This window comes from Flavihumibacter sp. (assembly GCF_036676075.1).
GTDB lineage: Bacteria > Bacteroidota > Bacteroidia > Chitinophagales > Chitinophagaceae > Flavihumibacter.
Genome location: NZ_JAKFDQ010000011.1, coordinates 20,152 through 40,596, shown reverse-complemented (window position 1 = coordinate 40,596; position 20,445 = coordinate 20,152). Strand labels below are relative to the sequence as shown.

The 20,445-nt window shown below is 43.8% G+C and carries 16 protein-coding genes; 11 read left to right on the top strand and 5 right to left on the bottom strand.

All coding sequences use genetic code 11. From position 1 onward, the window contains the following. Position 1: 1 nt before the first annotated feature. The 5 genes from kynU to V6M43_RS14220 all read left to right on the top strand — a co-directional run bounded on the left by kynU (position 2) and on the right by V6M43_RS14220 (position 4,240). Positions 2–1,264 (top strand): kynureninase, encoded by a 1,263-nt coding sequence (gene kynU, locus V6M43_RS14240; protein WP_332736365.1) that lies wholly within the window; start codon positions 2–4, stop codon positions 1,262–1,264. 18 nt (positions 1,265–1,282) lie between these two features. Further along, positions 1,283–2,083: an orotidine-5'-phosphate decarboxylase gene (pyrF, locus tag V6M43_RS14235; RefSeq protein WP_332736363.1), complete on the top strand. Its 801-nt coding sequence runs from the start codon at positions 1,283–1,285 to the stop codon at positions 2,081–2,083. A 62-nt stretch (positions 2,084–2,145) separates the two neighbouring features. After that, a complete protein-coding gene (locus V6M43_RS14230) occupies positions 2,146–3,324 on the top strand; it encodes an acyl-CoA dehydrogenase family protein (protein ID WP_332736361.1) in 1,179 nt (392 codons plus the stop codon). A gap of 24 nt (positions 3,325–3,348) precedes the next feature. Beyond that, positions 3,349–3,855: a shikimate kinase gene (locus V6M43_RS14225; protein WP_332736359.1), complete on the top strand. Its 507-nt coding sequence runs from the start codon at positions 3,349–3,351 to the stop codon at positions 3,853–3,855. Next, positions 3,848–4,240: a DUF423 domain-containing protein gene (locus tag V6M43_RS14220; protein ID WP_332736357.1), complete on the top strand. Its 393-nt coding sequence runs from the start codon at positions 3,848–3,850 to the stop codon at positions 4,238–4,240. Before V6M43_RS14225 ends, V6M43_RS14220 begins: the two co-directional genes overlap by 8 nt. Here the strand turns inward: V6M43_RS14220 and V6M43_RS14215 are convergent. Further along, positions 4,220–6,121 (bottom strand): sensor histidine kinase, encoded by a 1,902-nt coding sequence (locus tag V6M43_RS14215; protein WP_332736355.1) that lies wholly within the window; start codon positions 6,119–6,121, stop codon positions 4,220–4,222. The two genes, V6M43_RS14220 and V6M43_RS14215, sit on opposite strands and share 21 nt — an antisense overlap. Positions 6,122–6,241: 120 nt before the next feature. Between V6M43_RS14215 and V6M43_RS14210 the strand changes: the two genes are divergently transcribed. Next, the gene (locus V6M43_RS14210) at positions 6,242–8,791 is read left to right on the top strand and encodes an FtsK/SpoIIIE family DNA translocase (protein ID WP_332736353.1); all 2,550 of its coding nucleotides are present in this window, start codon (positions 6,242–6,244) and stop codon (positions 8,789–8,791) included. A 140-nt stretch (positions 8,792–8,931) separates the two neighbouring features. Then, entirely contained in the window at positions 8,932–9,585 is a 654-nt protein-coding gene (locus V6M43_RS14205) for a LolA family protein (RefSeq protein WP_332736351.1), read from the top strand. Between the two features lie 71 nt (positions 9,586–9,656). Here V6M43_RS14205 and V6M43_RS14200 read toward each other — a convergent pair whose 3' ends face one another. Together V6M43_RS14200 and V6M43_RS14195 are read right to left on the bottom strand one after the other, a co-directional pair. Next, a complete protein-coding gene (locus V6M43_RS14200; protein WP_332736349.1) occupies positions 9,657–10,643 on the bottom strand; it encodes an AraC family transcriptional regulator in 987 nt (328 codons plus the stop codon). Between the two features lie 39 nt (positions 10,644–10,682). Continuing rightward, the gene (locus tag V6M43_RS14195) at positions 10,683–11,246 is read right to left on the bottom strand and encodes a UbiX family flavin prenyltransferase (protein ID WP_332736347.1); all 564 of its coding nucleotides are present in this window, start codon (positions 11,244–11,246) and stop codon (positions 10,683–10,685) included. A 37-nt stretch (positions 11,247–11,283) separates the two neighbouring features. Between V6M43_RS14195 and V6M43_RS14190 the strand changes: the two genes are divergently transcribed. Next, a complete protein-coding gene (locus V6M43_RS14190; RefSeq protein ID WP_332736345.1) occupies positions 11,284–11,817 on the top strand; it encodes a thioredoxin family protein in 534 nt (177 codons plus the stop codon). A gap of 447 nt (positions 11,818–12,264) precedes the next feature. Here the strand turns inward: V6M43_RS14190 and V6M43_RS14185 are convergent, their stop codons facing one another. Beyond that, on the bottom strand, positions 12,265–13,521 hold the full coding sequence (locus V6M43_RS14185) for an aminotransferase class I/II-fold pyridoxal phosphate-dependent enzyme (protein WP_332736343.1): 1,257 nt from the start codon (positions 13,519–13,521) through the stop codon (positions 12,265–12,267). A gap of 121 nt (positions 13,522–13,642) precedes the next feature. Between V6M43_RS14185 and pafA the strand changes: the two genes are divergently transcribed. Genes pafA through V6M43_RS14170 form a run of 3 tightly spaced genes read left to right on the top strand, consistent with a single transcriptional unit; the run spans position 13,643 to position 19,233 of the window. Continuing rightward, positions 13,643–15,277, top strand: a complete 1,635-nt coding sequence (pafA, locus tag V6M43_RS14180) for an alkaline phosphatase PafA (RefSeq protein ID WP_332736341.1) — start codon at positions 13,643–13,645, stop codon at positions 15,275–15,277. A 17-nt stretch (positions 15,278–15,294) separates the two neighbouring features. Next, positions 15,295–18,156 carry a M16 family metallopeptidase gene (locus tag V6M43_RS14175; RefSeq protein ID WP_332736339.1) on the top strand — a complete coding sequence of 954 codons (2,862 nt, stop codon included), beginning with the start codon at positions 15,295–15,297 and terminating at the stop codon, positions 18,154–18,156. 12 nt (positions 18,157–18,168) lie between these two features. After that, positions 18,169–19,233 (top strand): radical SAM protein, encoded by a 1,065-nt coding sequence (locus tag V6M43_RS14170; protein WP_332736337.1) that lies wholly within the window; start codon positions 18,169–18,171, stop codon positions 19,231–19,233. 88 nt (positions 19,234–19,321) lie between these two features. Here V6M43_RS14170 and fbaA read toward each other — a convergent pair whose 3' ends face one another. Continuing rightward, positions 19,322–20,389 (bottom strand): class II fructose-bisphosphate aldolase, encoded by a 1,068-nt coding sequence (fbaA, locus tag V6M43_RS14165; protein ID WP_332736336.1) that lies wholly within the window; start codon positions 20,387–20,389, stop codon positions 19,322–19,324. Positions 20,390–20,445 lie beyond the last annotated feature (56 nt).

Below are 20,445 nucleotides of genomic sequence, written 5' to 3'. Positions count from 1 at the left end.
CTTGAATAATTCCCCCGAATTTGCACGCACACTGGATGCAGCCGATCCATTAAGAGCTGCCAGATCATCATTTATCATTCCGGTTGAAAACGGAAGAGAACAGATCTATTTCCTGGGTAATTCCCTTGGCCTGCAACCAAAACGAACAGCGTCCTTCATTGACAAAGTGATGCAACAGTGGAGCCGCCATGGAGTAGAAAGTTTTTTTATGGGCGATGACCCCTGGATCGATTATCATGGGCACCTGGTAAAACCACTGGCAAATATCCTTGGAACACTTCCACAAGAGATCGTGGTGATGAACCAGCTCACGGTTAACCTGCACCTGATGATGGTGAGCTTTTATCGTCCGGAGGGGCAGAGAAAAAAGATCATCTGTGAAGCAAAAGCATTTCCTTCTGATCAGTATATGTTTGAATCGCATCTTAAGGCGCTGGGATTGGAACCGGATGATATTCTTGTTGAAGTGGGCCCTCGTGAAGGTGAGCATACTGTAAGACATGAGGACATTATATCAATGATTCACAAAACGGGTAATGATCTCGCCCTCGTATTATGGGGTGGCATTAATTATTACACCGGGCAGCTTTTTGATTTGGCATCCATAACGGATGCAGCCCATTCAGTTGGTGCTAAAGCAGGATTCGACCTCGCCCATGCCGCAGGTAATGTAATGCTTCATCTGCATCAATGGGACGTCGACTTCGCCTGCTGGTGCTCTTATAAATACCTTAATGCGGGTCCGGGTGCAGTTGGTGCAGCGTATATCCATGAACGATACCATAACGATAAACACATTCAACGATTTGCAGGATGGTGGGGTTATGAAAAAGAGACCCGCTTCCTGATGAAGAAGGGTTTTGTTCCCATGCCGTCTGCCGAAGGTTGGCAGCTAAGTACACCATCTCCAATAATGATGGCCTCTATGCGTGCCTCACTCGAAATATTTGAGGAGGCAGGCTTTGCAGCAGTTTATCAAAAAGGTCAGCTACTTAGCGATTACCTGCTTTTTTTACTTGACGATATTAATAAGGTATCCTCATCAATGATAGAAGTAATAACTCCACGATCACATAATGAAAAAGGTTGCCAGGTGTCAATGCTCATGCACAAAAATGGAAAGGAGATCTTTGACAAACTTTCCAAAGAGGGCGTATATGCCGACTGGCGTGAGCCCAACGTTATAAGGGTTGCACCTGTTCCCCTCTATAATAAGTTTGAAGAAGTGTGGCAGTTTGCAGAAATTCTTCGTTCAACTATTTAACCTGATTACCTTCACTCCATGAACCGAGCTCAACTCATTGAACAGATAAAGAGTAAAAAGTCATATCTCTGTGTAGGTCTCGATACCGACCTCTCCAAGATCCCCGCGCACCTTCATAAACGTCCCGATGCCATTGTTGCTTTCAACAAAGCCATCATAGACGCTACCCGCGAGTATTGCATCAGTTATAAGATCAATACAGCATTTTATGAAGCCATGGGACTCAAAGGATGGGCAGCCATGGAAGAAACTGTCCATTATATTGGTGATTCCCATCTAAGGATCGCAGATGCTAAAAGAGGTGATATAGGTAATACCAGCTCACAATATGCCAAAGCATTTTTTGAAGAACTCCCATTTGATGCAATTACCGTTGCACCATATATGGGATCGGATAGTGTTAAGCCCTTCCTCGAATATTCAGATAAATGGACCATCGTGCTGGGATTAACATCCAATATCGGGGCAAAGGATTTTGAACTGCAGAAAATGGATGATGAATTCCTCTACGAAAAAGTTTTACGTACCGTTTCAGGATGGGGAAACCCTTCAAACCTGATGTTTGTAATTGGCGCTACACAAGCCGATGCTTTTACCAATATCCGCAAAATTCTTCCCTATCATTTTTTCCTGGTTCCCGGAGTAGGGGCCCAGGGCGGCAGCCTCAAAGAAATATCAGAGAAAGCTATGAACCCTGATTGCGGACTCATCGTTAATGCAAGCAGGGCAATCATCTATGCTTCTGAAAAGGAAGATTATGCTGCAGAAGCTGCTGCCATAGCCTCCCAATACCAAACCGAAATGGCATCCTATTTATAAATGCCAGTTCGTACCACTTGACCGCTTTTTCCTACTTTAGCAATTCCAAAATTCAAGATGCCATGGCCCAGGATCAATTTCAAAGCCCCGATTATTTAAAGTTAGACGACCTCTTAACAGAAGAACACCTGATGGTACGCGATGCGGTACGCAATTATGTAAAGCAGGAGATCTCGCCCATCATCGAAGATTATGCCCAGCGAGCAGAATTTCCCCAGCAGATCGTTAAACAAATGGGTGAGCTCGGCGTATTTGGTCCCACCATCCCTGCTGAATATGGCGGAGGCGGACTTGATTATATTTCCTACGGACTTATGATGCAGGAACTCGAAAGGGGCGACAGCGGTGTCCGCTCTACAGCATCAGTACAGGGCTCACTGGTGATGTACCCTATCTACGAATTTGGCAGTGAAGAACAACGGCGGAAATTCCTTCCCAAACTTGCCAGTGGAGAATGGTTGGGTTGCTTTGGCCTCACCGAGCCCGATCATGGAAGTAACCCTGCAGGTATGCTCACCAACATCAAAGATGCTGGTGACCATGTTATCCTGAATGGCTCAAAAATGTGGATCAGTAATGCGCCCTTCGCACAGGTTGCAGTTGTATGGGCAAAAGATGAAGAAGGTAATATCAGGGGCATGGTTGTTGAACGTGGCATGGAAGGTTTCAGCACACCAACCACCAAAGGCAAGTGGAGCCTGCGTGCATCTGCAACAGGTGAATTGGTTTTTGATAATGTGAAGGTTCCTAAAGAAAATATCTTTCCGAATGTAAAATCAATGCGCGGTCCGCTTAGCTGCCTTACAAAGGCGCGTTTCGGAATCGCCTGGGGCACAATTGGTGCAGCAATGGATTGCTATGATACCGCCCTGCGTTATTCTAAAGAAAGAATTCAGTTCGATCGTCCTATCGGCGGTTTCCAGCTTCAGCAAAAGAAACTGGCTGAAATGATCACTGAAATCAGTAAGGCCCAGTTATTGAACTGGCGTGTTGCTGTACTGATGAACGAGGGAAAAGTAACCCCCGCACAGGTAAGCATGGCAAAAAGAAACGGCTGTGAAGTAGCGCATAATGTTTGCCGTGATGCAAGGCAGATGCTTGGTGGAATGGGTATAACAGGCGAATATCCTGTGATGAGGCATATGATGAATATTGAAAGCGTGATCACTTATGAAGGTACGCACGACATTCACCTCCTGATTACGGGTATGGATGTGACCGGAATGAATGCCTTCACCTGATTGGGTAGGCACCAAATATTTATTATGAAGATTTACCTGATCGGATTTATGGGAAGCGGCAAATCATTCTGGGGCCGGAAACTTTCTGAAAGTATGAAGCTTCCCTTCTTTGACCTCGATGATATGATAGTACAGCAGGAAAACAAACCTGTCACGGATATATTCATGGAAAAGGGTGAAGAATATTTCAGGGGAATCGAAAAAGAGATGTTGCATGATCTCACCGCTTCTCACGAAAACTTTATCATTTCCTGCGGAGGAGGCACACCCTGTTTCTTTGGCAATATCGATTACATGAAATCAAATGGTAAGGTAATCTGGCTGAACACCTCAGCTGATGTGTTGATTGAACGTTTGCTGAAAGAAAAAAAACATCGCCCTTTGCTTAGCGACATACCCGATGAAGACATGAAGGCCTTCATCATGAAAAAACTGCATGACCGGAAACTTTATTACGAACAGGCGCATTTGTCTTTGCCTGAAGAAACACTTTCACTAAAACAAATCCAGGAGGCAGTAGAAAATGAGTAGATCCATCCTTTCAACGGCAGCATTACTCGGCGCTCTTGCAGTTATACTGGGTGCATTCGGAGCTCATGGACTTAAATCACTCGTACCCCCTGAATCTGTGTCCACTTTCGAAACCGGTGTACGATATCATATGTACCATGTATTTGCATTATTGGCTACAGGACTATTGTCTATCCATTACCCTGTACTGCCAATGAAAAGAGCAGCACAATGTTTCCTCGTGGGCATGCTGCTTTTCAGCGGATCGCTTTATTTGCTTACTTTACTTAAAGCCACCGAAACGGTTGGACTATCCCGTATAGGTCTTATCACTCCGATTGGTGGATTATTCCTGGTGGCAGGCTGGTTATTTCTCTTCTGGGGATTATTGAAGCGGCACACTTAAGGTAATGGTGGTACCATCATTGCTGCGAATTCCAAAATGGCCGTCAATGGTTTCCATTCGCTTACGCATATTTGTCATTCCACTGCTGAACTCCCTTATCTTTTCCGGATTTACACCAACACCATTGTCATGGATCTGGATCACAAGATGAGGGCCAAGCCTGAAACTTATTGTAACTACAGTAGCATTTGCATGTTTAACGATATTGTTGAGTGACTCCTTAATGCACAAAAAGATATTTCGTCTTTTTTCACCACTCAATTCAACCGCAGGGATATTATCAGGGTAATCAACTTTACAGATTATATCTGCATTGTCAAGAAATTCATATGCATATGATCTTACATAAGCTATCATATTGTCCACCGTATCATTTGAACTTTTCATTGTCCAGATGATGGTATTCATCTTACTGATAAGTTCACTTGCTGAATTAGAAATTTTATCAATTTCAGGTAGTATGGGATCTTTCATTTTTGTCTTTGCCAACTCACTTAACAATCGGATTGCTGTTACCCCTGAACCCAGTTCATCATGCATATCAGCGGAGATCCTGTTTCGTTCTTCCTGCTTTGCCGCCAGCACAGCCATCTTGTTCTCAATAGCAGTTTTCTCATACTCCATCAGCAATCGCTCTTTTTCCCTTGCCCTTGCTGAAATGTCCTGCTTATTCTTCACCGAAAGGGCCACCAGGAAAAAGACCAGCTCAAAAAGTATTCCCAGTTCATACCAGAATAGTGAGTCGTTGATTAGGGCTGATCGGGCATCAGTGAAACGCTGTGAACTATTGATAAGGAAGAGTGAAAGCAGCCCCCCTACAAATAGAAAAGAATGGCCAATTGCCAGGTAGCGAAGTATTGACTGGCGGTTAATGATTGAATAGGAGATCACAAAAACAGTACAGAACGACCAGGAATATTTAATCAGGTTCTCAATAAGATTTTGTAAGGGGAAATTGTCTGTGAAAAAATTTAAATAAGTAAATAATGCCATCCCCGCTAAGGTGAGATATTGCAAAGCCTTCAGTACGATATTAAGTGCCGGGAAGTCTTCCCGCGCGTTCACAAATTTGACAAGGAAAAGAAAATAAAAAATTGTTGCTGTTGCCTGTAGCATAAAATCGGCATAGCTTTCAAAAAAGAAATTTTCTTCGGTGGGATATTTGTATAGAGCGGCCTTTAAAAAAAACATTATCCCAAGTAAAGTGCCATAAGCGGCATAATAGATAAACTCCATGGATCGGTTGGCAAAAAATTGTGCTAATGAGTAAATCATCATCATCAGCATAATGCCACATATGAGATAAGTTATAATCGCACTTATCCTGCGTTCATTTTGAATGGATGCGATCAGGGAAGGAAGATAAAAATCCTGCGATAACATCGGCCTGAGATTGTTAACTGTAGTTTTAATAAACTTCAGGCGTGCTATAAAAGTTGCTGATTCACCACTATCGAGCCTTATTTCACCAACAATCGGATTGAAATTATTTTCATTTCCTGGTCCCGATATGGCTGGCATAGAATCTGATACTTGCCCCGTATCCGTCATTTTATACAATACGATCTCCCTGAAATAAAACCCCGGAAGGAAAAAAAGCCTGGTGCTGGTATCTGTATCATTTTTAATACGAAAACGCAGGTAAAAATTTCTATTGATATCTCTGGCGGGAATCTTACTCGCAAAGCTGTGGTCAATGGTTTGGTTGATGGGTAAGCCTGTGAGTTGATTACTTCCCATACCATCAGCGCTGTCAATATAGATCCTGCTCTCCCCTTCAATGGGAACCGCCAGTTTGATCTTGCTAGTATGGATAGTTTCTGCTACAGGCACTATATCCTGCGCCTTCAGCAGGTCACCGGTTAGAATAGCTGAAATCATGTAAATTGTCCGGATAAGGCATCGGACCATCAAGGGAATTTGCATCGGTAGGGCTAATCTAAAAATCTAACCCAAAATACAATTTCTTTTGCACCCTACTGCCAATGTATATTTGTGTTTATGGCAAATAAGCTGAAGTCCAAGAAAAAACCATTACCCGATACTGTTGACCTCCGGCAAGATAAGGAGGAGAAGGTGGAAATGAAGTCACTGGTTAAAGACGAACGCACCCTGAAGATCACCGGTGCCATATTGTTATTGCTGGCCATATTCCTATTCATTGCATTCACTTCCTATCTCTTTACCTGGCAGGAAGACCAGGATAAGGTGTTCAAAGGAGGGAGTGAATTTCTGTTTGCTGATAATATCAGGGTTTCTAATCTGCTGGGTCGCCTGGGCGCCTGGGTATCACATTTTTTCTTTTACAAAGGATTCGGAATTGCATCCTATTTTCTCTGCAGCCTTTTTTTTGTTAGTGGAGCCAATCTACTTTTTGAGCGGAAAATATTTCGCCTCACCCGTAATATGAGATATGTTTTGGTCGGGTTGATATATTTCAGTGTTGCCCTTGCCTTTTTCTTTGGGGGAAGCGCATTTCCCTGGGGTGGTGCAGTGGGCACCATGGTGAGTGACTGGATGACAAAATTCCTCGGTACCATCGGTACCGCTGCTATATTACTGGCAGGCGGGGTTGCATACTTCATCTGGAGATTCAACCCGGTATTTTCTGTTCCAAAAATTCCTGCCATTCCACTTAAAAAAAATTCCGAACCTGCCCCTGATCCACCCTTAGAGAAGGACGAAGAGGATGAACCACGCCTCTTTATTGAAGAAAAACTGGCTAAGAAAAATGGACTGAAAAAAAATGATGGTGGCATCGTTGTTATTCCGCCACCCGATCCCATAACATCTATTCCATTGGAGGTTATCGAAAAGGAATCTCCCGATTTTGAATTGCAGGATCAAATCGAAGAAGACGAAATAATACCGGTTTTAGAAGAAGAGCCGAAAATTGAGGAAGATGTACATGCCTATGTTGAAATGCCTTCACCTCCACTTCGTCCAACAGTTCCACCAGTTCCCGTTACCGATCTTGAACTTGAAATTAAAGTAGTGCCGGAGGGGGCAATTGAAGACGACCTCAATGAAAAGCTCCCGGAACTTCCTCCTTATGAACCTACCCTCGACCTCAGGGACTATAAATATCCGGGAATGGATCTGCTGGAAACCCATGGTAGTGAAAAAATAGTGCAGGACCCTGCCGAACTGGAAACCAATAAGAACCAGATCATCACAACACTCAAAAACTATGATATCCATATCCAGAAGATCAGTGCCACGGTTGGACCAACTGTAACCTTATATGAAATAGTTCCGGCAGCAGGGGTGCGCATATCAAGGATCAAGAATCTTGAAGATGATATAGCCCTTAGCCTTGCAGCCCTCGGTATCCGTATCATAGCACCTATCCCAGGAAAAGGTACCATCGGTATTGAAGTGCCAAATGTGAAGAAAACTGTTGTGAGCATGAAGACCCTGCTCAACTCAGATAAATTCCAGAATAGTAATTTCAGCCTGCCTATCGCTATCGGAAAGAAGATCGACAATGAGAATTTTATTGTTGACCTCGCTGCTATGCCCCACCTCTTGATGGCAGGGGCAACGGGCCAGGGTAAATCAGTTGGACTAAACGCCATTCTTGTTTCCCTTCTTTACAAAAAACATCCGTCTCAGCTGAAGTTTGTACTGGTGGATCCAAAGAAAGTGGAACTGAGCCTGTACCGGACCATCGAACGTCACTTCCTCGCTAAATTACCCGGAGAAGAAGAGGCTATTATCACCGATACAAAAAAGGTGATCAATACCCTCAATGCACTTTGTATTGAAATGGATAACCGCTATGATCTTTTAAAGGAAGCCGGTACCCGCAACATCAAGGAATACAATGAGAAATTTGTTAAGCGCAAACTCAATCCGCAGAAAGGACACCAATTCCTTCCCTTTATTGTGCTGGTAATAGATGAGTTCGCTGATCTTATTATGACGGCGGGAAAAGAGGTTGAAATGCCAATAGCCCGACTTGCCCAGCTTGCCCGCGCAGTAGGTATACACCTGATAATAGCCACGCAAAGACCTTCGGTAAATATAATTACCGGAACTATCAAGGCAAACTTCCCGGCACGTATCGCATTCAAAGTTTCTTCCAAAATTGACAGCCGAACCATTCTCGATGCCGGGGGTGCTGAACAACTGATAGGGAAGGGGGATATGCTGATCTCCTATAATGGTGAACTTACGCGTCTGCAATGTGCCTTCGTGGATACACCCGAGGTGGAGGGTGTTACTGAATTCATCGGCGACCAGCGTGGTTACCCCCAGGCTTTTCTCCTCCCTGAATATGTTGATGAAAAAGACCTGGAAGGAAAGGATTTTGACCTCGGCGATAAAGATCCTCTTTTCGAGGAAGCCGCCCGTTTGATCGTTTCCAACCAGGTGGGATCAACATCCCTGCTGCAAAGGCGTATGAAACTGGGTTATAACCGGGCAGGAAGACTGATGGACCAGCTTGAAGCGGCCGGTGTGGTGGGACCTAACCTGGGAAGCAAAGCAAGGGAAGTGATCATTAAAACTGAATCAGAACTTGATCAGTTCCTCTCCGAACGGCTTTAACAAAATAAATGACCAGCTCACCGGCTAAACATTAGAAAGCTTTGTTAAAGCGAACTGCGTCTTTAAGCTTTGCTTACAACCAGGGGTCCAATCATTGCATCTGAAAGAATATATTTGCACCCGTTTTAATTAACTAACACATGAAAAGATTTTTAGCCCTTGCGGCATTGTTGATAGGTTCGTTTTCAATTTCTATAGCACAAACCAGCAGTGACCCCGCTGCCAAATCCGTGCTTGATAAAGTAAGTGCCAAATTCAAGACCTTTAATGCTGTACAATCGGGCTTTACCCTGCAGGTTGAAGATGGTAAGGGAAAAGTGCAGGGAGTTAAAAAAGGAACTGTATATATGAAAGGCGGCAAATACAGGGTAAGTGTCACCGGCCAGGAAATTTTCTGCGACGGTACCAATATCTGGACCTACGATAAAGCTGCTAATGAGGTTACAATCACCAAATTCGAACCCGGACAAAACACGCTCACTCCTCAGAAACTATTCACCAATTTTTATGATAAGGACTTTCTCTACAAGATGAATGGTGAAAAAAAGATCGGCGCAAAAACCATCCAGGAAATTGAAATGACCCCTACTGATAAATCTAAGGCTTTTCATAAGGTTTATGTTTATGTGGACAAAGGAACCAACACCATCTATTCTACTAAAGTGCTGGAGAAGAATGGTAACAAATACACGTACACGGTGAATAGTCTCAATGGTAAAGCTGTGGTGCCCGATGCACAGTTCGTGTTTGATAAGAAGAAATATCCGGGTGTAGAAGAAGTTGATCTTCGATAAATGATATCGTTCACATTACTTTAATAGCAGGACCCCCATAGGGTCCTTTTTTATTTGTAGGATAGAAAAAATCAGGCCCTGATTTCACTCGGGAGTAGATTATACTCCTTCCTGAATGCAGCCGCAAAGTTGCTGAGGTTTGAATAGCCAATTTTCAATCCAACTTCTTTTACAGAGAAATCACCACTCAGGAGCATATCCCTTGCAATACTCATTCGCTGGCGCTGGTAATAAGCATAAATGCTTGTTCCATACACTTCCTTGAAAAGTTTTTTAAGTTTTGCCGAACTCATGGCAGCTTCCTGCGCCAGCTGGTCAATAGTGGGAGGGCGACTATTAACATCACGCGTCAGTAATGATTCTACATGCATTAACTGGTGAACATCGTGCCTTGAAATTTTAGGACTTGCCATCAGTGTTTTTGATTTTTCATATAGCCTGGTGAAAAATCTTTCTATCAACAGCAATATCCTGTTTTGAATGGTTGCTATATACAACGGGCTCTCCGGATCTGACTGCATCATCTCGTTAAAATACCTGCGGTATTCATTGTCGATAGGTTCAATAGTATAACTACCTGTGCGCATATTGAGATATGCTGTCAGCACTTCTTCGGGATCATTGATGTTCAAATGTTCTGCCAGCCATTCTTTATTAAAAATGATATTTACACCCTTAATATGTGTGCCCTTTCTTCCCAGGTACGATACATCAAACAATGTACTGGTGAGATAAATACCTGCATGTTGTTCATTGCGGGTATTTAGAACTTCACCATCAATTTTTAAAACCATCTCATCTTCGATGCGGATATCTTCATAACGCAGAACATAATATTCTTCCGGTATTTTTTGCCTTTTCAGGAAGAACTGATCACGAAGGGTATAATCTGATATTACTGCCTGCAGTCCACTTGGCAATTCAACACAGGTTGTAAATCCATCAGCAATATGAGGGGGGTATTTGAGTGTACAGTTCTGCAATGTAGTACCCATTGCGGTGGCCAGGTCATTCATGATCTGCCGGTAATTATAGGAATTATACTCAAAGCTGAACACTGGCAAATGTTTAGAAGTACCAAATTAATCAAAACTCTGCTATTCCAATCCCCATCGGTAAGTCTTAACAGTTAGTCCGGCCAGGTCAAGGATTCTATCCACCACGGTGGCAGCAACTTCCTCAACAGTTGTTGGCCTTGAATAAAATGAAGGCGTAGCGGGGCATATAATACCCCCGGCAAGTGTTATAGTCTCCATATTACGGATATGAACCAGGTTGTAGGGTGTTTCGCGTACAACACATATCAGTTTTCTTCGTTCTTTTAATATTACATCGGCTGCCCGGGTAATCAGGTCATTGGATATACCGGTGGCTATTCTTCCCATTGTGCCCACTGAACAGGGAACAATGATCATGGTGTTGAATTGACCTGAACCAGATGCAAAAGGAGCATTGAAATCCTTTTTATCATAAAAACGGATACCGCTGTAATTATTATAACTGTCATTGCCCAGTTCAGTTTGCCAAACTGTTCTGGCGTTATCTGTCATAACGCAGGCAAGGGTCTGCCACTGGTCTTTCATCAAAACCAGCTTATCGAGTAATAACCTGGCATAGATGGAACCGCTGGCGCCTGTAACAGCTATAACAATTTTTTGCATCCGGATGTGTTATTTTTGAATACCAACAAAGTTAATCATGCATAAGTTTATCACCGTACTGTTATTCTTATTTACTTCCATTGCTGCCATGCCGCAATCATCCAAATCTTCCACGGACAAGGATATGCGCTGGATGAGTCTCGAAGAGGTTGAAAAGGCTACTAATGAATCGGCACGCCCAGTGCTGATTGACCTTTATACTGATTGGTGTGGCTGGTGTAAGGTAATGGACAAACGCACCTATAAAAATGAAAAAGTGGTTAGTTACCTGAAGGATAAATTTTATTCAGCCAAGATAAATGCGGAAAGCAAAGCTCCTTTTGTTTGGGGTGGGCGCAGTTTTGCCTTCAATCCTCAATACAAAACCAACGATTTTGCCCTGTTTCTCACCAATGGCCAGCTTTCTTACCCAACAACCGTCATCATACCCGCCCCCGGTGAAGCCCCCCAGGCAATCCCCGGTTTCCTGGCTCCCAATGATTTTGAGCTGATTGTGAAGTATTTCGGTGAAGGAGCCTATAAAAAAATCCCTTTCCCCGATTACCAGAAAAGCTTCAAAGGCAGTTGGTGATTGATTTTGCGGGCATAAATTAAATTTTAACAAGGCTGCAACGTTCCTTACCAAAAAGCAGTCTAATAAGTAGGTTTTTCATAGGATATTGGATATTATTCGGACGGGATTTCTATCCTGTCCTTTTTTCTTCCCCTGGCCACTCTTTTAGGCCCCAATTGTCAGATAAGTGTCATCGCGACACAATATTACTCAGGAAAAGTACTTAGTGCCGGTTGATTGCCGTCAAAAAAGACTGCTTTACCCCAAAAAAATATGACCCATGCAACCAATGTTACCCCATTAACATCTTATATTTGAATTTTCATAGGATAAGGTTTAATGGTTAATGGTATTTGATTAGTGCATCCCGCCGCAAGGCGGGATTTTTTTTGTGCCCGTTAAACCCAGCATAAAAAAAGCCACCCGAAGGTGGCTCCCCATATATAATAGCTTTCATTTTTTGAACTACATCGCTTCCGCCATATCCGGTATCTCCGCTGCCTTATATTCTCCCGCATCCAGTTTGGCCTTTGTCTCCGTAAAGGCCTTCAGCGTCAGGTCAATGTCCTCCTGGTTATGGGCTGCAGTAGGGATGAGCCTGTATATGATCTGGCCCTTAGGTATAACCGGGTAAACAACTATAGAACAGAAAATATTATAATTCTCCCTCAGATCCAACACCATAGCCGTTGCCTCAGGAACATCCCCTTTCATATAAACAGGCGTCACCATGGTATTGGTCTTGCCCAGGTCAAAGCCCCTGTCGCGCAGTCCTTTCTGCAATGCATTGGTAATCTCCCAGAGCTTAGTACGTAGCTCGGGCATTGATTTCAACATTTCCATTCGCTTTAACATGCCCTCTACAACCACCATGGGAAGACTCTTGGCAAAGATCTGCGAACGTACATTGTAACGCAGGTAAGCAAGCACATCTTTTCTTCCGGAAATAAAAGCACCTATACTTCCCATCGACTTTACAAAAGTGGAGAAATACAGATCTATCTCATCCTGGCAACCCTGCTCCTCATCTGTTCCTGCACCTGTTGGTCCCATCGCACCAAATCCATGCGCATCATCAATGAGGATCCGGAATTCATACTTCTTCTTGAGCTCCACAATTTCCTTTAGCTTGCCCTGGTCGCCACTCATTCCATAAACCCCCTCAGTGATCAGCAATATTCCGCCACCACTTTTTTCTGCCATCTTAGTTGCACGCTGTAATTGCTTCTCACAGTCTTCAATATCGTTATGCTTGAAAGTATAACTATAACCCATATGCATCCTGATCCCATCTACAATACAGGCATGACACTCCGCATCATATACAATAACATCCCTTCTGTTCACCAAAGCATCAATACAACTCATGATACCCTGGTATCCAAAATTCAGCAGCATGGCATCTTCTCTTTTGGTGAAACTGCTCAGCACCTTTTCAAGTTGCTCATGGTAAACACTATTGCCACTCATCATCCTCGCACCCATTGGATAACCAATTCCCCATTTTGCCGCAGCTTCTGTATCAGCCTTTCTCGTTTCAGGATGATTTGCCAGTCCAAGATAATTGTTCAGGCTCCAAACGATCCGCTCTTTCCCCCTGAACATCATTCGGCTTCCTAACTCTCCCTCCAGTTTGGGGAAGGCAAAATAGCCATGGGCACGCTTCATGTGCTGACCTAATGGTCCACCATCTTTCACCAGTTTTTCGAAGATATCTGCCATAGTTTATATATGATTGATGAGAAAAATTTTTGCAAAGGTAATTCATTTTCGCCTTGGCATTATCAAATGGTTAAGACAGTCCCGATTCATTCCTACCGCTATCTTTGTAAAAAAACAGGACATGTTAGTACGCTTTCTTTCTTTGTTGATTTTTGCCCTTTCTTTTTCCGTTACACAAGCCCAGCAGCCGGCATCCGGCTCAAATCCAAAACTGGTGGTTGGCCTGGTGGTAGACCAGATGAGGTGGGATTTTCTTTACCGGTATAGCGATCGGTATAAAGCTGATGGCGGATTCAGACGACTGCTCACCCAGGGCTTTTCAAATGAGAATACTTTCATCGCATATGCACCCACTGTTACAGCATGCGGACACGCATCCATTTATACCGGTTCAGTTCCAGCCATCAACGGCATTACAGGTAATGCATGGTATGATAAAAAAGCAGCTAAAGTGATGTATTGCACAGAAGATTCTACCGTTAAAACTGTAGGATCAACTACTGCCGCCGGACAAATGAGTCCGCGTAATATGTACAGTACAACGATAGGGGATGAACTCCGCCTTTTTACCAATTTCCGTTCTAAAGTAATCGGCATAGCAATCAAAGACAGGGGAGCGATCCTGCCCGCCGGTCATGCCGCCAATGGAGCTTATTGGTATGATAGCAGAACAGGTGATTGGATCACATCAACCTATTATCGCAACGACCTGCCCACCTGGGTTCAGACTTTCAATAAGCAGAAGATCGTCGACAAATATTATGGTGAAGGATGGAAGACCCTATATCCGATTGAATCATATAAAAGCAGTACAGCACAGGGTCAACAATTTGAAGGAAAACCTTTTGGTGATAAATCCATCGGCTTCCCCTACGATCATAAGGAACTTATCGGAAAAAATTATGGCAGCATAGCGGTTACCCCTCACGGTAATACGATGACCCTCGAACTTGCCAAAGCGGCCCTTACCGGAGAAAACCTAGGTAAAGGTGATGCAACTGATATGCTTGCCGTAAGCCTTTCTTCACCCGACTATATTGGCCATACATTCGGACCAAATTCAATAGCCGTGGAAGATTGTTATCTCCGGCTTGATAAGGATCTGGGAGATTTTCTGAATTTCCTCGACCAGCATGTAGGCAAAGGAAATTATCTTTTCTTCCTTTCCGCCGACCACGGCGTTGCAAATGTTCCGGGTTTCATGAAGGCAAATAAATTACCCGCTGGAACATTTGATGATATTGGCACCATGAACTCAATGAATACCATGCTGAAAGAAAAATTCGGTGCCTCCAACCTTATCCGCACAATGCTCAATTACCAGGTTCATCTTAATCACAAAATTATTGATAGCGCAAAGCTCGATAAGGAAGGTATCATCGAAGAAGTGATCAGTTACCTCACAAAGCAGGAAGCAGTATCACGTGCATTCGACCTCTCCGAATTGCAGGAAACCACGCTGCAGAGCACCATCAGGGAAATGATTGCCAATGGCTATATGCCTAACCGAAGTGGCGATGTACAATTCATTCTTCATCCGCAATATATTGATGGCGGAGAAACAGGCACCACACATGGCCTATGGAATCCTTATGATTCTCATATTCCACTGGTATGGTTGGGATGGAATATAAAAGCAGGTAAATCAAACGACCCAGTGCATATGTCTGATATTGCACCCACCATTGCCGCGATGCTGCAAATCCAGATGCCGAACGGTTGTGTCGGTAAACCTATCCAGGCTATCATACGCTGATTAACAAAACTTAACCTATGAACATTTCTTATTCCGGAAGATTATTTTTTTCCCTGCTACTCTTATTGGGGTATTCTGGTTCTCTGTTTTCTCAAACTCCATTGAGTACAGAACTGCAGCCCGATCCTGCTGTAAGAATTGGTAAGCTGGAAAACGGACTTACATACTATATACGTCAAAATAAAAAGCCCGAACAAAAAGTTGAACTGAGGCTCGCCATCAATGCAGGCTCCATCAATGAAGATGATGACCAGCTTGGCCTGGCCCATATGGCCGAGCATATGGCATTTAATGGCACTAAGAATTTCAAAAAGAACGAGATCATTTCTTTCCTGCAGGATATAGGTGTTGGCTTTGGCAATGACCTCAATGCCTATACGAGTTTTGACGAAACGGTTTACATGCTGCCTATCCCAACTGATAAACCGGGCAACCTCGAGAAAGGATTCCAGGTATTGGAAGACTGGGCTCACCAGGTCACTTATCTCGACGAGGATATCGAATCTGAAAGAGCCATCATTAAAGAAGAGGCAAGAACAGGAAAAGGCGCCTCAGACAGGATGATGCGGCAGGTATATCCGAAACTGTTTGCCGGTTCTAAATATTCAGATCGTTTACCCATAGGGTCCGAAGAGCTTATCAGTACTTTTAGACCTGAAAAGATCCGTAAGTTTTATAAAGACTGGTACCGGCCAAACTTAATGGCAGTTGCCGTGGTAGGCGATGTTCATCCTGACACCGCACTCGCAATGATCAGGAAACATTTCAGTAAACTTTCAAACCCACCCACTGAAAGGAAAAGGGATACTGTTCAGGTTCCTGCCTATTCAACAACAGAAGCACTGGTTGTTACAGATAAGGAAGCAACCAACTATTCCGTAAATATTAATTATCCCATCAGGCCTGCCGCACCGCAAAAAACAGTGGGTGATTATCGCAATCAGCTGGTTCGCCAGATCTTCAGCTCAATCCTCAGCCAACGTTTACAGGAACTCACCCAGCAGTCTGATCCTCCATTTGTTGGGGCAGGAGCAGGGGTTGGTGGTTTCGTAAGGGGATATGAAAGTTTCAGTGCAACTGCCTATGCCGGTACAGGTGATATTACAAAGGCATTGAATGCGGTAGTGGAAGAGATCGAACGCGTTAAACGCTATGGATTTAACCCTGCAGAACTGGAGCGTTCTAAAAAAGCAATACTCACCAGTATCGAACGTGCCTATAATAATCGTGACAAGACTGAATCATCAGTTTATATCGACGAATACCTGAACCATTTCCTCGAGGGCGAATATATTCCCGGCATCGAAAAGGAATTTGCTATCAGCAATGAACTTATTCCGGGTATTGGCATTGAGGAAGTAAATGCTGTAGCAAAAGAACTCCTCACACAATCCAACCGCTTCTTTTTTGTAACCGGTCCGGAAGCACCAGGTGATAAGAAACTGCCTTCACCGCAGGACCTGATTGCATCTGTGAATGCAAAAGAGAAAGCTAATATTACGCCCTATACGGAGAAAGCAGTTGCTGCATCTATCATGGCAAAAATGCCAAAAGCTGGCAAGCTCGTAAAGCGCGAATTGGATAAGGCCATGGGCGTTACAAAACTTACCCTGAGCAACGGCGTTACCGTTTCACTGAAATCTACTGATTTCAAAAATGACCAGATACTGATGGGGGCTACCCGCAACGGGGGATTGAATTATTATGGACTGGCAGATAAATACAATGCTCAGTTTGCAGTTCCCGTTGTTTCGGCTATGGGTGTGGGTGAGTTCAGTCCAACCGACCTCCGCAAAGCTCTTGCCGGCAAAACTGTATCCGTTACTCCCTCCATTGGAGAAATAACGGATGGCATCAGCGGAAGTTCCTCTAATAAGGATATTGAAACCATGCTCCAGCTTGTTCATCTCTATATGACAAGCCCGCGCAAGGATACAGCCCTGTTCAAATCATTTGTGCAAAGAAACTCCTCGCAGTATGCAGCCCTGTCGGCCAATCCACAGGCGGCATTTCTTGATACAACAAACAATGCGTTATACGGCAACAATCCACTTGCTCCTATTGTATTTCCTAAAGTGGAGAATTTTAAAAACCTGAATCTCGACAGGGCCTTATCAATTTATAAGGAACGCATCGGTGATGCTTCCCAAATGCATTTTGCTTTCACCGGCAGCTTCAATACAGATTCAATTATACCACTCCTTGAAACCTACCTGGGAAGTCTTCCTTCCAGTGGTAAAACCTTTGAGAAAAAAGATAATAAAGTGAGGCCGGTTAAGGGCGTCAAAAAACTCGTTGTAAATAAGGGGAAAGAAGAGAAAAGCCTTATCCTCGCTTTCTATACCGGCGAGATGCCCTATAGTGAAGAAATGGACATAAAGGCCCAGGCCATCAGCGAGATTCTCAGCATCAGGATCCTGGAAGAATTGCGTGAAAAGATCCAGGGTATCTATGGCGGCGCCTTTTATGGTCAGTTCGATAAGTACCCTTACAGCAACTATAGTTTAATTCTTCAGTTACCCTGCGGTCCGGAGAAAGTTGATACCCTGCTGAAAGCAATTGACGCAGAGATATCACTACTCGTTACCAAAGGTCCTGAACAGTCTTACCTCGACAAGGTTCGTAAGCAATGGATTGAAGAGCATAAGGTTCAGCTGAAAGAGAATGCTACATGGCTGCGCGAGATCCTCGACCAGCATAGTGAAAAGACAGATCCCAAATATTTTCTACAGTACCAGCAGATCATAGATCAACTCACGGTAAATGATATCAGGGATGCTGCTCGTAAACTATTAAATCGTGAAAATGTTTTTACAGCAGTCCTCATGCCTGAATTGAAAGTGGATCCAAAACCGACAACCGATAAAAAAGCATTCTAGGAGAGGACGAATATGACTAAGCGATTTTTGGAGAATCTCTTAAAGCGGGGGAAACACCTGCCGGGCGGCATTGATTTTTTTCACTATACCGGAAATAAAATTCAGCATGCTGCACTGAAATTGACCAGGCAAACCCGCGTTGCCCATCCTTCAACAGTGATGCTCGAACTCAGCGCTCATTGCAATTTGAAATGTACAATTTGTCCGCGTGAATATGGCTATGGTGAAGAGATGGATATGGGATTGATGGAAGAAGAGAATGCTAAAAAAGTGATTGACGAACTGGTTCCTTATGTCGATTCCATTGGACTCACCGGCATGGGTGAAACGCTGATGTATAAAAAGATCGAATCTATTGTCGATTATATTAAAGCCAAGAACGAAGGCATCATCATTACCATCTCCACCAACGCTGTACTTCCCAAAACAATTGAAAAGATCGAAGCGATGGCCGGTAAACTGGATACCATCCAGATCTCTATCGATGGCATTGATGAAGTATATAATTCGATAAGAGTTCAGTCTGATTTTCAACTCTTCAAAAATAATGTTCGTCAGATAGCGGATATCTGCCGCAATACCTCCACAACTGTTATGCTGAACATGGTGGTGACGCAGGAGAACTTCTTTCACATGAAAGAGGTCGTACTTTTTGCAGAAGAAATGGGAATTGGATTTGTAAACTATACCATATTCAATCTTGCCTGTATTTCTGGTGTTGATCTGTCATACTATGATTTTTACCAGGGCGAGACTTTTCACAATGAAGTAAAGCGTATGCAGGAACATAATACTGCAGTAGAAGTCACCTGGAGCGGACTCGGTTCTGATAAAGGATTCCAAAGCTGCAGCCTTCCCTGGAGTCATTTTTATGTTTGCTGGAATGGTGAGATGGCACCCTGTTGTGCAAAGCCCTTCCCCAAGGAATTGAGTTTCGGAAACGTCTTCAAAGAAGGATTGATGCCCGTCCTGAACAGTGATGGCTTCCAGGATTTCCGAACCAAATGGCTTAAAAACGAGACCCCCGATTTCTGTCGCGGCTGCCATTACGTGGACTGCAAAAAAGTAAATATTTAAATCCCAAAAAAAGAATGTACCACGAAAAATCCGCAGTACATTCCCAATGCACCTCTTACCTCTTACCTCTTACCTGAATTCTTACCTCTTAGGCGTTGCGGTTGATGCAATTCAGATCGCCAAACGCTTCTTCCAGTCTGCTTATAAAAGTATCCTGGCCCTTGCGTAACCATACGCGTGGATCATAGTATTTTTTGTTCGGCTTATCAGCACCATCGGGGTTGCCGAGTTGTGCCTGCAGGTATGCTTCATTTTTCTGGTAGTACTTCAGAACACCTTCCCAGAATGCAAACTGGAGGTCAGTATCAATATTCATTTTGATAACGCCATAACCCAGTGCTTCCGCGATCTGCTCCTTGGCTGATCCGCTTCCACCATGGAATACAAAGTATACCGGCTTCTCTGCAGTCTTGTATTGCTCCTGGATATAAGTCTGGCTGTTCTGCAAAATCTCGGGACGCAGTTCAACATTACCCGGACTATAAACACCATGCACATTTCCAAATGCAGCAGCTACTGTAAACAGGTTGCCGATCTTGCCCAGCTCTTCATAGGCATAGGCCACGTGCTGGGGCTGTGTATAAAGTTTGTCATTTTCAATACCGCTGTTGTCAACACCATCTTCCTCACCACCGGTTACGCCAAGTTCAATTTCTATACCCATGCCTAGCGGCTGCATGCGTTTGAAATATTCAACACTGGTCTGGATATTATCTTCAATTGTTTCTTCAGAAAGATCCAGCATATGTGAACTGAAAAGTGGACGACCTTTTTCTTTATGGAACTCCTGTCCGGCATCAATCAATGCGCTGATCCATGGCAGCCATTTATGCGAAGCATGGTCAGTATGCAAAATAACCGGCACACCATAATGCTTTGCAACATTGTGGATATGCAGGGCACCAGATATGGCACCTGAAATATTCGCCTGCATCTTATCGTTTGGCATTCCCTTACCGGCTATAAACTGCGCTCCTCCATTGGAGAACTGGATAATGACGGGTGAATTAACCTTCGCGGCTGTTTCAAGCACAGCATTGATGGAATCGGTGCCGATCGTATTTACGGCAGGCATTGCAAATTTGTTTGCTTTGGCGTCCTTATAAAGGGCTTCTAATTCTTCGCCGAATAATACGCCGGCGCTGTACTTACTCATCTTGGTAAAATTGGTTGTTTAATGATGCGATAAGGCAAATGCAATCGTAAAAGCGA

Coding starts and splice junctions, on each gene's coding strand:
- V6M43_RS14215 (WP_332736355.1), bottom strand. CDS start 6,121: ATGATTTCAGCTATTCTAACCGGTGACCTGCTGAAGGCGCAGGATATA.
- V6M43_RS14185 (WP_332736343.1), bottom strand. CDS start 13,521: ATGGCAGATATCTTCGAAAAACTGGTGAAAGATGGTGGACCATTAGGT.
- V6M43_RS14170 (WP_332736337.1), top strand. CDS start 18,169: ATGACTAAGCGATTTTTGGAGAATCTCTTAAAGCGGGGGAAACACCTG.
- V6M43_RS14225 (WP_332736359.1), top strand. CDS start 3,349: ATGAAGATTTACCTGATCGGATTTATGGGAAGCGGCAAATCATTCTGG.
- V6M43_RS14205 (WP_332736351.1), top strand. CDS start 8,932: ATGAAAAGATTTTTAGCCCTTGCGGCATTGTTGATAGGTTCGTTTTCA.
- V6M43_RS14195 (WP_332736347.1), bottom strand. CDS start 11,246: ATGCAAAAAATTGTTATAGCTGTTACAGGCGCCAGCGGTTCCATCTAT.
- pyrF (WP_332736363.1), top strand. CDS start 1,283: ATGAACCGAGCTCAACTCATTGAACAGATAAAGAGTAAAAAGTCATAT.
- V6M43_RS14190 (WP_332736345.1), top strand. CDS start 11,284: ATGCATAAGTTTATCACCGTACTGTTATTCTTATTTACTTCCATTGCT.
- V6M43_RS14220 (WP_332736357.1), top strand. CDS start 3,848: ATGAGTAGATCCATCCTTTCAACGGCAGCATTACTCGGCGCTCTTGCA.
- V6M43_RS14230 (WP_332736361.1), top strand. CDS start 2,146: ATGGCCCAGGATCAATTTCAAAGCCCCGATTATTTAAAGTTAGACGAC.
- V6M43_RS14175 (WP_332736339.1), top strand. CDS start 15,295: ATGAACATTTCTTATTCCGGAAGATTATTTTTTTCCCTGCTACTCTTA.
- fbaA (WP_332736336.1), bottom strand. CDS start 20,389: ATGAGTAAGTACAGCGCCGGCGTATTATTCGGCGAAGAATTAGAAGCC.
- pafA (WP_332736341.1), top strand. CDS start 13,643: ATGTTAGTACGCTTTCTTTCTTTGTTGATTTTTGCCCTTTCTTTTTCC.
- V6M43_RS14210 (WP_332736353.1), top strand. CDS start 6,242: ATGGCAAATAAGCTGAAGTCCAAGAAAAAACCATTACCCGATACTGTT.